A 593-nucleotide genomic window follows, 5' to 3' on the forward strand; every position below is an offset into this window, starting at 1 on the left:
CAGATCGAGCTGTTCTTCGTGGGACGCGAGGGCGACCCGCCGCGGCCCCTGCTGGAATGGGACCAGCTGCGCGACGAGATCGGCGATGCGCTGGGCGAGGCCTCGCCGGACCGCTGGCTGACCATCATGTTCACCACCGACCGCGAGTGGACGATCTAGGCCCGCAGGACGATCGATCAAGTTTTTCGTACGCCTTGCAACCCAACGTACGCGGAAACCGGGCAAAGTAGGCTCCAACGAAACACCCACCCACCGACCAGGAGCATCCCGATGTCCATCGAAAAGGTTCTGTACACCGCCCAGGCCACCTCCACCGGCGGCCGTGAAGGCCGTTCCGTCTCCTCCGACAACGTGCTGGACATCCAGCTGTCGACCCCGCGCGAGCTGGGCGGCGCCGGCGGCCCGGGCACCAACCCGGAACAGCTGTTCGCAGCCGGCTACTCGGCCTGCTTCCTGGGCGCGCTGAAGTTCGTGGCCGGCCAGGCCAAGGTCGCGCTGACGGCCGACACCACCGTGACCGGCAAGGTCGGCATCGGCCAGATCCCGACCGGCTTCGGCATCGAGGCCGAGCTGACCATCAGCGCTCCTGGCGT

General features: G+C 67.5%; 1 protein-coding gene. It reads left to right on the forward strand.

What is annotated here, in order from left to right:
* Positions 1-270: 270 nt before the first annotated feature.
* On the forward strand, positions 271-593 hold a 323-nt coding region (locus tag DAI20_RS19880; protein WP_108252901.1), incomplete at its 3' end, for an Ohr family peroxiredoxin.

It is taken from the genome of Planctomonas deserti (assembly GCF_003067705.1).
In the GTDB taxonomy this organism is placed as follows: Bacteria; Actinomycetota; Actinomycetes; order Actinomycetales; family Microbacteriaceae; genus Planctomonas; species Planctomonas deserti.